The sequence below is a fragment of the Streptomyces thermoalcalitolerans genome (genome assembly GCF_039525155.1).
In the GTDB taxonomy this organism is placed as follows: domain Bacteria; phylum Actinomycetota; class Actinomycetes; order Streptomycetales; family Streptomycetaceae; genus Streptomyces; species Streptomyces thermovulgaris.
This window is the reverse complement of the sequence record NZ_BAAAHG010000096.1, coordinates 1-9,327: the sequence shown is the minus strand read 5'-3', so window position 1 is coordinate 9,327 and position 9,327 is coordinate 1. Positions and strand designations below refer to the sequence as shown.

10 protein-coding genes and 1 pseudogene are annotated in these 9,327 nt (G+C 72.8%); 8 read left to right on the top strand and 3 right to left on the bottom strand.

Annotation, left to right across the window (positions count from 1 at the left end):
- The 4 genes and pseudogenes from ABD224_RS28385 to ABD224_RS28370 form a co-directional block, all read left to right on the top strand.
- Positions 1 to 156: pseudogene (locus ABD224_RS28385) on the top strand (flavodoxin-dependent (E)-4-hydroxy-3-methylbut-2-enyl-diphosphate synthase); the annotation flags it as partial.
- 592 nt (positions 157 to 748) lie between these two features.
- On the top strand, positions 749 to 1,597 hold the full coding sequence (locus ABD224_RS28380) for a GNAT family N-acetyltransferase (RefSeq protein ID WP_344055045.1): 849 nt from the start codon (positions 749 to 751) through the stop codon (positions 1,595 to 1,597).
- 110 nt (positions 1,598 to 1,707) lie between these two features.
- Positions 1,708 to 2,301 (top strand): GNAT family N-acetyltransferase, encoded by a 594-nt coding sequence (locus ABD224_RS28375; protein WP_344055043.1) that lies wholly within the window; start codon positions 1,708 to 1,710, stop codon positions 2,299 to 2,301.
- Between the two features lie 105 nt (positions 2,302 to 2,406).
- Positions 2,407 to 4,107, top strand: a complete 1,701-nt coding sequence (locus ABD224_RS28370; RefSeq protein WP_344055041.1) for a proline--tRNA ligase — start codon at positions 2,407 to 2,409, stop codon at positions 4,105 to 4,107.
- Positions 4,108 to 4,362: 255 nt separating this feature from the next.
- On the opposite strand, the gene ABD224_RS28365 is transcribed toward ABD224_RS28370, so the two are convergent.
- The 3 genes from ABD224_RS28365 to ABD224_RS28355 form a co-directional block, all read right to left on the bottom strand.
- Complete coding sequence (locus ABD224_RS28365) at positions 4,363 to 5,262, bottom strand: aminoglycoside phosphotransferase family protein (protein WP_344055039.1); 900 nt, start codon at positions 5,260 to 5,262, stop codon at positions 4,363 to 4,365.
- Positions 5,263 to 5,331: 69 nt separating this feature from the next.
- Complete coding sequence (locus ABD224_RS28360; protein WP_344055037.1) at positions 5,332 to 5,808, bottom strand: ferritin-like domain-containing protein; 477 nt, start codon at positions 5,806 to 5,808, stop codon at positions 5,332 to 5,334.
- Positions 5,805 to 6,332: a hypothetical protein gene (locus tag ABD224_RS28355; RefSeq protein WP_344055035.1), complete on the bottom strand. Its 528-nt coding sequence runs from the start codon at positions 6,330 to 6,332 to the stop codon at positions 5,805 to 5,807. The genes ABD224_RS28360 and ABD224_RS28355 overlap by 4 nt, the downstream gene beginning before the upstream one ends.
- Before the next feature lie 276 nt (positions 6,333 to 6,608).
- Here ABD224_RS28355 and rimP point away from each other — a divergent pair, with 276 nt between their 5' ends.
- The 4 genes from rimP to ABD224_RS28335 form a co-directional block, all read left to right on the top strand.
- On the top strand, positions 6,609 to 7,106 hold the full coding sequence (gene rimP, locus ABD224_RS28350) for a ribosome maturation factor RimP (protein WP_067397968.1): 498 nt from the start codon (positions 6,609 to 6,611) through the stop codon (positions 7,104 to 7,106).
- A gap of 2 nt (positions 7,107 to 7,108) precedes the next feature.
- Positions 7,109 to 8,104 carry a transcription termination factor NusA gene (gene nusA, locus ABD224_RS28345; protein ID WP_344055031.1) on the top strand — a complete coding sequence of 332 codons (996 nt, stop codon included), beginning with the start codon at positions 7,109 to 7,111 and terminating at the stop codon, positions 8,102 to 8,104.
- A 177-nt stretch (positions 8,105 to 8,281) separates the two neighbouring features.
- Positions 8,282 to 8,563, top strand: coding sequence for a YlxR family protein (locus ABD224_RS28340; RefSeq protein ID WP_344055029.1), 282 nt, complete (start codon positions 8,282 to 8,284; stop codon positions 8,561 to 8,563).
- Positions 8,564 to 8,724: 161 nt separating this feature from the next.
- Positions 8,725 to 9,327: translation initiation factor IF-2 N-terminal domain-containing protein (locus tag ABD224_RS28335; RefSeq protein ID WP_344055027.1), on the top strand; the 603-nt coding region annotated here is incomplete at its 3' end.

The window sequence follows — 9,327 nt, the reverse complement described above, 5'->3', positions numbered from 1 at the left end:
GGCAAGGGGCAGATCTTCGTCAGGGGAGAGGTGATCAAGACCGTTCCGGAGTCGAAGATCGTGGAGACCCTGATCGAGGAGGCCATGAAACTCGCCCAGCAGATGAAGGACGACGGAGTGGCCTCCGGGGAGCCCTCGGTCTCCGTCGCGGGCTGAAGCCCGGCTCCGTCCGCTTACTCCGCGCACCGGCCGCGGCGCACCCCCCGCCCCGCGCGGTCCCTCCCGGCCCTCCCCGACCCCGCCGTCCGCTTCCCGGAAGCCTGGAAGCCTTCCGGGAAGCGCCCCGGCAGAAGACCGGTGAGCCGGAAGGGGAGGGCCCCGGTGGGAGGGCTCCGGCGGCCATGACGAGAACCCCGCAGAACCCCGCGCTCGAAGAGGATCACCAACCCCGATGGGGCGCGCCGCCGCCGGTGCCTCCGTCCCGATGACCTCCGGGCCCCGTCCCGGCGGTCTCCAGGGCCCTCAACGGCATCGGGACGGCCGACCCGCCCCTGGCGACCGGACCCGACCGGACCCGACCGGGCACCGGCCGGCCGGACGCCTCCGGCCCTCGCCGTCCCCCGTCCGGACGGCCGTTCCCCGGGTCCGGACCGACCCGCCCCCCGTCCTCCCGTCCCCCTGTTTCCCGAGCTGTTCCCTCTCTGTTCCCTCGAGGTTTCCCCGACCCCTCTCCCGAGGGACGACGTCGCCCGGAAACGGCAGGTACAGTGCGGAGGATCAGCGAAACTCCCAGCCCGAGGCCCCGCACGTGTTGACCCAGACCACCTCACGGGTGCTCCAGCCGAGCGACCTGGACGCCGCGCTCGCGGTCCTCGACCGCGAGCCGGTCGTGAACGCCTTCGTGACCTCACGGGTCCAGGCCGCCGGCCTGGACCCGTGGCGGCTGGGCGGCGAGATGTGGGGCTGGTACGAGGACGGCAAGCTCACGTCCCTGTGCTACGCGGGCGCCAACCTCGTCCTGGTCTGCGCCACCCCCCAGGCCGTACGCGCCTTCGCGGACCGTGCGCGCCGCACCGGCCGCCGCTGCTCCTCCATCGTCGGACCGGCCGAGCCCACCGCCCAGCTGTGGCGGCTCCTGGAGCCCTCCTGGGGACCGGCCCGCGAGGTCCGCGCCCACCAGCCGCTCATGGTCACCGACCGCATGCCGGACGACATACGCCCCGACCCCTACGTCCGCCGTGTCCGCAAGGACGAGATGGAAACGATCCTGCCGGCCTGCGTGGCGATGTTCACCGAGGAGGTCGGCGTCTCCCCGCTCGCCGGGGACGGCGGTCTGATCTACCAGGCCCGGGTCGCCGAGCTCGTCGGCTCCGGCCGCTCCTTCGCCCGCTTCGACGAGCACGGCAAGGTGATGTTCAAGGCGGAGATCGGCGCGGCGACCTCCAAGGCCTGCCAGATCCAAGGGGTGTGGGTGGCCCCCGAGTACCGGGGGCAGGGCCTTGCGGCACCCGGCATGGCGGCGGTGCTGCGGTACGCGCTGGCCGATGTGGCCCCGGTGGTCAGTCTGTACGTCAACGACTTCAACACCCCGGCCAGACGGACCTACCGGCGGGTGGGCTTCCGGGAGGTCGGCGCGTTCATGAGCGTGCTGTTCTGAGCGCACCGAGCGTGCTGTTCCGAGCCCGCCCCGCCGTGCCGCACCGCCCTGCCCCGTGTCTGCCTCAAGACACGGTTCTGAGGCCGGTGCACGCCCTGTAGTCTCCGGGCATGGTCCACTTTCCCGGTCACGGACACCGCCGTTCCGAGGACGTCGTGATCGGCCCGCTCGACCTGTCCGCCCGCATCGACGAGGCGCTCGCCGTGCAGGCCGTCGCCTTCGGGCTCGGCGCCGACGAGGTCGCCGTGCGCCGGCAGATCGTGCTGCGGCACATGACCTGCACCGGTGCCCGCGCGCTCGGTGCCACCACCCCCGACGGCCGGCTCGTCGGCTTCGTCTACGGCATGCCCAACGACCGCACCCACTGGTGGTCCACCGTCGTCGAGCCCTATCTGCGCGCACGCGGCCACGACGACTGGCTCGACAACTCCTTCGTGATCACCGAGCTGCACGTCCATCCGCGCCACCAGAACCGCGGCATCGGGCGCGCCCTGATCACCACCATCACCGACAGCGCCACCGAGCCCCGCTCTATCCTCTCCGCCATCGACACCGACAGCCCGGCCCGCGGCCTGTACCGCTCCCTGGGGTACGAGGACCTGGCCCGGCAGGTCCTCTTCCCCAGCGCACCGATGCCGTACGCCGTGATGGGCGCCCCGCTGCCGCTGCGCCGCCGCGGGCGCGCACACGGAAACAGGCGCTAACCGATTTCCACCGGGACAGTCCGCCCGGCTAACCTCCTAGCCATCACCGTCCCCCGCTCTGGTCCTCGTTCGAGCGGGGCCCCATCGGCAGGAGATACGAGAACCATGGCGAACGCACCGGTCCAGCGCATGTCCCAGTTGATGGCCAAGACGCTGCGCGACGACCCGGCGGACGCCGAGGTCCTCAGTCACAAGCTGCTGGTGCGCGCGGGCTATGTGCGCCGTACCGCCGCCGGCATCTGGACCTGGCTGCCGCTGGGCAAGAAGGTCCTCGCCAACGTGGAGCGGATCGTCCGCGAGGAGATGGACGCGATCGGCGCGCAGGAGGTGCTGCTGCCCGCGCTGCTGCCGCGCGAGCCGTACGAGGCGACCGGCCGCTGGGACGAGTACGGCGTCGAGCTGTTCCGGCTGAAGGACCGCAAGGGCGGTGACTACCTCCTCGGGCCGACCCACGAGGAGATCTTCACCCTGCTGGTGAAGGACCAGGCGTCCTCCTACAAGGACCTGCCGGTCATCCTGTACCAGATCCAGACCAAGTTCCGGGACGAGGCCCGGCCCCGCGCGGGCATCCTGCGCAGCCGCGAGTTCATCATGAAGGACTCCTACTCCTTCGACCTCGCCGACGAGGGTCTCGCCGAGTCCTACGACCTGCACCGCCGGGCCTACCAGCGGATCTTCGACCGCCTGGGCCTGGACTACCGCATCTGCGCGGCGACCGCGGGCGCCATGGGCGGCTCCAAGTCCGAGGAGTTCCTGGCCCCGGCCGCCGCCGGCGAGGACACCTTCGCCAACTGCCCGAACTGCGGCTTCGCCGCCAACACCGAGGCGATCGGCTACCCGGTCGAGCCGGTGGACGGCTCCGGCGTGCCCGCGGCCGAGGAGATCCCGACCCCGGACACCCCGACCATCGAGACCCTGGCCGCCTCGCTCGGCGTCCCGGCCTCCGCCACGCTGAAGAACCTCCTGGTCAAGGTGGACGGCGAGATCATCGCCGTCGGTGTGCCCGGCGACCGCGAGGTCGACATGGACAAGGTCGAGGCGCATTTCGCCCCGGCCGTCGTCGAGCTGGTCACCGCCGAGGACTTCGCGGACCGTCCGGACCTGGTCCGCGGCTACGTCGGCCCGCAGGGCCTGGACAAGGTGAAGTACATCGCCGACCCGCGCGTGGCCCCGGGCACGGCCTGGATCACCGGTGCCAACAAGGAGCACACGCACGCGAAGAACGTGGTCGCCGGCCGTGACTTCGAGGTCGACGAGTACGTGGACGTGGTCGTCGTGGAGGAGGGCGACCCCTGCCCGAAGTGCGGCACCGGACTGAAGCTGGACCGCGCCATCGAGATCGGCCACATCTTCCAGCTCGGCCGCAAGTACACCGACGCCCTCAAGCTCGACGTCCTCGGCCAGAACGGCAAGCCGGTCCGCGTCACCATGGGCTCCTACGGCATCGGCGTCTCCCGTGCCGTCGCGGCCCTCGCCGAGCAGCACGCCGACGACAAGGGGCTGATCTGGCCCAAGGAGGTCGCCCCGGCCGACGTCCACGTGGTCGCCGCCGGCAAGAACCTGCAGATCGAGACGGCCCTCGAGGTCTCCCGGAAGCTCGCCGAGGCCGGTGTCCGTGTCCTGGTCGACGACCGGGCCGGCGTCTCCCCGGGCGTGAAGTTCACCGACGCCGAGCTCATCGGCGTTCCCCAGATCCTGATCGTCGGCCGCCGTGCGGGCGAGGGCATCGTCGAGCTGAAGGACCGCCGGACCGGCGAACGCGAGGAACTCCCCGTCGAGGAGGCCGTCGCCCGTCTCTCGGCCTGAGCCGTACGACGACATACGGCGGCATACGACGAGAGGCGCACGACGGGAAGCGTCACCCCGGCCGTCACCGGAACACCGCCCCACGGCCGGGAACACGCCGGGCGGCCCTCGCCGCCCGGCGAGGGCCGCAGGACACCCCCAGCGGGCGCTCCTGGCGGGCGGCACGCTCCGCGGGCTCTCTCCGGGCGGCGGGGCTCACGAGGCCGCCGCCGGCCCGTCCACGCACCCGCGCGTCGCCTCACCGGGCCGCTCGGATCAGAGCCACGCGGCGAACTCCAGCAGCAGCTCCGCGTCCTTCGAGCGGCCCACGCGGCGGGCGCGTACGCCGGACTCGACGGCACGGAAGAGGGTCCAGCCGCGCAGGCGTTCCTGGTCGACCTCCAGGGACTCCGCCAGACGCTTGAGCCGACGGCGGGTGACGGCGGCCCCGGACGGGGCGGCGATCAGGTCCTCGACACGGTCGCGGACCAGCCGCGCCAGATCGAAGGCGGTCTCGCCGACGACCGGGTCGGGGCCCACGGCCAGCCACGGCATCCGGGTGCCGGCGAGCACCTTGCTCTGCCGGAACGTGCCGTGCAGCAGCACCTGCTCGGGCGGCGCCGCCAGCAGCTCCTCACGGGCCCTGAGCGCCGCCGCGACCAGCGGCGCCACCTCCGTGTCGCGCTCCGCGCCCGCCCGCATCGCCTCGGCCTGCCGGCCGGTGCGCTCGGCCACCGTCTCGAAGGAGTGCCCCGCGGGCGGCTCCACCCACAGCCGGCGCAGCGTTTCCGCCGACTCCAGCAGCGCCTTCGCCTCCGGCAGCGACCGCACCGACACATCCGGGTGCAGCCGCTCCAGCAGGAGCGCCCCCTCGCCCGGACCGTCGTCCAGAAGCCGTACGGCGCCCCGGCCGCCCCAGTGCGCGAGCGCGGCCCGCTCGTTCTCCGGGCGGGCCCGGGGCGGGGCCAGCTTGAGCACGGCCGGGGTCCCGTCCGCCGTCCGCACCAGCACGACCAGGCTGCTGCGCCCGCCGGGCAGCTGCACCCGCTCGACGGTCAGCCCGCGCGCCGCCACGGCCCGCCGTAGCAGTTCGGGCAGCTCGGCCAGCCAGGTGTCCCCGTCCGGTGCCGTCTCCCCGAGCGCCCGCACCAGACGCTGCGGCGGTTCGAAAGCCATGCGCGAGCCGTTCCTTCCTGCCTGCCTGTCCGTGTCGCCTGTGCCGTCCGGTGCCGTTGCCCGTGCGCGTCACGCCGAGGGCGTCGCCGTGCCCCCCGGGACCTTCGCGGCCGTACCGGCCCGTTCGGCGAGACCAGGGAAGGCTACGCTCTCCCCGCGCCAGCGCACCGCCCGGACCGCCGCCTCGCGCAGCGCCACCGCGGCCTCCCGCCGCCGCTCGCCCGTGCTCGCCCGGACCAGGTCGGAGTACACCCCGGCCACCCGTTCCTCCAGCTCGGCGGCGAACCGTACCGCCGTCGCGGAGTCCGGCACCGGGAACGGCAGCGCATAGGCCGCCGCCGCGGCCACCGGCTGCTCGCCCAGATCCCGTATCGCGCGCGTCAGCGCGTCCCGCCGTGCCCGGTGGGCGACGTACGCCTCCAGGGCCTCCTTGCGCCGGCTGTCCCGGAGCCGTCCCCCGACGACGCCGTACCCGTACACGGCCGCGTGCTCCGCGGCGAGCGCCGCCTGCAGGGCCTCCAGCTGCCCCTCGTCCGTCCGGCTCATGTGCCGTCCTCCGTCAGCAGATACACGTGGGCCGCCCCGGCCGCCGCCACCGAGGCCAGCAGGCGCGCCAGTTCACCGGGGGCCCGGAGCAGGGCCGCCGTGCGCCGGTCGGACAGGGACCGTTCCGCGGCGGCCAGCAGGGCCAGGGCCTGTTTCCCGTCCGCCGGGACGGCGGGGGACGGCGGGGCCCCGGCACCCGCCGGAGCCCCCGAGCCCTCGGGCCCCGGGGTGGCCGGCGAGGCCCCGGGCGAGGGCTCCACCGCGCCGCCGAAGGCCTCCGCGTGGGCCGCGACCTGTGCCCGCAGCGGCCGCAGCCGCTCCGCCAGCGCCGGGTGCGCGGCGATCACGGCGTCGTACTGCCGCACCAGCTCCTGGCTGTCCTGTGCCGCACGCGCGCGTATCCGCCCGGCGGCCGACGAGCCGCCGGAATCGGAGGAACCCGGGCCGGCGGAGCCGGTGGAGCAGCCCACGAGCAGGGCGGCCCCCGCGGCCGAGGCGAGCAGGCTCCTTCTGCGCGGGCCCACCGGGGCCCGCGCGGGGAGGAGACCTCGGACAACTCCGGGGGCAGCTCCTGGGGCGCGCGGAGACAGGGGGAACGGCACGGCAGACGTCCTCGGGTGCGTTGCGGAACAAGAGCGGCGGGGCGACTCGCCCGTGATCACGGTACCCGCGCTCCCCGCGGGCACCACTCAGCGGCACCACATCCCCAGGTGGACGGCATCAGCCCCCGGGAACCGATACTCTTTGAGCCAGACACGCGACCATCCCACAACAGCAGACGCGGCCGAGGAGTCACCCGGATGAGCACCACCCAGAACGAGAGGCTGCGAGAACTGCTGGAGCCGCTTGTCACCTCCCGGGGTCTGGATCTCGAGGAGATCGCCGTGGACTCCGTCGGACGCAAGCGTGTGCTGCGCGTCGTCGTCGACTCCGACACCGGGGCCGACCTGGACAGGATCGCCGATGTGAGCCGTGCGCTCTCGGCGAAGCTCGACGAGAGCGACGCGATGGGCGAGGGCGCATACACCCTCGAGGTCGGAACCCCGGGCGCGGAGCGCCTCCTCAGGGAACACCGGCACTACGTGCGCGCCACGGGCCGGCTGGTGAAGTTCCAGCTGGCCGAGGGCGGCGAGCTGGTCGCCAGGATTCTCAGGGTCGACGACGAAGGCCTCGACCTCGAAGTGCCCGGAGTGAAGGGCCGCAAGGCCACGACCCGCAGGCTCGACTTCCCCGACATCGTCAAGGCGCGCGTGCAGGTCGAGTTCAACCGCAAGGACCGGAAGGAAGAGGGGGCGTAGCCGTGGACATCGACATGAGTGCCCTGCGGAACCTGGTACGGGAGAAGGAGATCTCCTTCGACGTGCTGGTCGAGGCGATCGAGTCGGCCCTTCTCATCGCCTATCACCGCACCGAGGGAAGCCGCCGCCAGGCGCGCGTGGAGCTCGACCGGGAGACCGGGCATGTGACCGTGTGGGCGAAGGAGGACCCCGAGGACCTCGAGGAGGGTCAGGAGCCCCGCGAGTTCGACGACACCCCGTCCGGTTTCGGCCGTATCGCCGCCACCACCGCCAAGCAGGTCATCCTGCAGCGGCTGCGCGACGCCGAGGACGACGCGACGCTCGGCGAGTACGCCGGCCGCGAGGGCGACATCGTCACCGGTGTGGTCCAGCAGGGCCGCGACCCGAAGAACGTCCTCGTGGACATCGGCAAGCTGGAGGCCATCCTGCCGGCGCAGGAGCAGGTCCCGGGCGAGAGCTACCCGCACGGCATGCGGCTGCGGTCCTACGTCGTCCGGGTCGCCAAGGGCGTCCGCGGCCCCTCGGTGACCCTCTCCCGCACGCACCCGAACCTGGTGAAGAAGCTCTTCGCCCTGGAGGTGCCGGAGATCGCCGACGGCTCGGTCGAGATCGCGGCGATCGCCCGTGAGGCCGGTCACCGTACGAAGATCGCCGTACGGTCCAACCGGGCGGGTCTGAACGCCAAGGGCGCCTGCATCGGCCCCATGGGCGGCCGGGTGCGCAACGTCATGGGGGAGCTGAACGGCGAGAAGATCGACATCGTCGACTGGTCGGACGACCCGGCCGAGATGGTGGCCAACGCCCTGTCGCCGGCCCGTGTCTCCAAGGTGGAGGTGGTGGACCTGGCGACCCGGTCGGCCCGGGTCACCGTGCCCGACTACCAGCTGTCCCTGGCGATCGGCAAGGAGGGCCAGAACGCCCGGCTGGCGGCCCGGCTCACCGGCTGGCGCATCGACATCCGCCCGGACACCGAGCAGGAGTCCGAGCGGTCCGAGTAGCCCGAGCAGCCCGAGCAGGCACTCCCGGGAACCCGGTACCTCCGGGGAACTCACCCGTTCGGGTGGTTCACCCGGGAGTGGGAATAGACCCAACTCCTAGATCCGTTACCACACAACGACATCCGTTCGATCTTTGCCCCGAAGGGGTGGGAGCGATACGGGGAGGTAGACTGAACAGTGTCTGGCCGGACGCGTGCCCGAGCATGCCCCGAACGCACCTGTGTGGGCTGCCGGGAGCGAGCGGCCAAGATCGAACTGTTGCGCACCGTGGCGGTCGAGGGCGAGTGTGTCCCCGATCCACGCGGTACGCTGCCCGGCCGGGGTGCCTATGTACACCCCGCCCCGGTCTGCCTCGACCAGGCGGTACGCCGCCGGGCGTTTCCGCGGGCGCTGCGCGTCCCGGGACCGCTCGACGTAAAGGCGTTGCGCCGATACGTCGAGCAGGCACAAGGTTGCTGAGGCAACACGGCAAGGGAAAGACGCGCCGTACGGAACCCCGTGCGGTCAGGTACCTCGCGAGTCGAAAGCAGGTCGAGATTGCGATGAGCACTCGATGAGTACGCGATGAGTACGCCCAACTAGCGACGGTCCGGCTGCACCCCGGACCTCAAAGGAGCGATGTGGCTAAGGTCCGGGTCTACGAACTCGCCAAGGAGTTCGGCGTAGAGAGCAAGGTCGTCATGGCCAAGCTCCAGGAACTCGGTGAATTCGTCCGTTCGGCGTCCTCCACGATCGAGGCGCCCGTAGTACGCAAACTGACTGACGCCTTCCAGCAGGGCAACGGCAACGGCAAGTCCGCCGCGAAGCCGGCCGCCCCGAAGAAGGCCGCCCCCAAGCCCGCCGCGCCCAAGCCCGCGGCGCAGGCCGGGGGGACGTCCCAGGCCGCCAAGGCAGGGGGCGAGCGTCCGGCCGCGCCGAAGCCCGGCGCGCGTCCCGCCGCGCCCAGGCCTGCCGCGGCCCAGCAGCCCGCAGCCCCGTCGGCGCCCACGCCGACCCCCGGCCCGCGTCCGGTGCCGGGTCCCAAGCCGGGGCCGCGTCCGACCCCGACGGCGCCCACCACGCCGGAGTTCACCGCTCCGTCGCCGGGCTTCGGCGCCCGTCCCGGCCAGGGGCAGGGCCAGGCCGCCCCGCGTCCCGGTGCCCAGCCCCCGCGTCCGGCCGCCCGTCCGGCCGGCCCGCGGCCGGGCAACAACCCCTTCACCTCCAGTGTCACCTCCAGTGGC